This window comes from Mesorhizobium sp. M5C.F.Ca.IN.020.32.2.1 (assembly GCF_004023105.1).
Lineage (GTDB): Bacteria > Pseudomonadota > Alphaproteobacteria > Rhizobiales > Rhizobiaceae > Mesorhizobium > Mesorhizobium wenxiniae.
Window position 1 is genome coordinate 1 of record NZ_RZSX01001717.1, and the last position, 384, is coordinate 384.

1 protein-coding gene is annotated in these 384 nt (G+C 62.2%); it reads right to left on the reverse strand.

Annotated features, from left to right (window positions below; translation table 11 throughout):
* The coding region (locus tag EOA86_RS38315; RefSeq protein ID WP_164892500.1) for a phosphatidate cytidylyltransferase at positions 1–384 on the reverse strand (384 nt) is incomplete at both ends.

Sequence of the window (384 nt, forward strand, 5' to 3'; positions counted from 1 at the left end):
AGGAGTCTTGCCTGGTGAGATCGACGGCGCCAGCTTCGGACCGCCGACAGCGCGGCCGACGAAAAAGGCTGATATGTCGGTCGCCCAAACCACCGCGAACAGGAAGAGAATGGCGATGAAGCCGGGATGATCGCCGTCACGCAAAAGAGCAAGTGACAGTCCCGAAATGGCGGCGTAGGCAAGGCCGGACGCGTCCCACTGTCCCGCCTGGCGCATCGAAGTCTGGCGCATCGAACCCACGACCACGGTGACAACGACCATCACTGTCACAAGAAGCAGAAGCCATGACGCAGGCAAGCCGGCGACCAAACCGCCGACGAAAACCAGAAGCAGCGCTTCCGGCAGAAAACCAAGACCCGTGGCGGCAACCGGGCGGCACATACG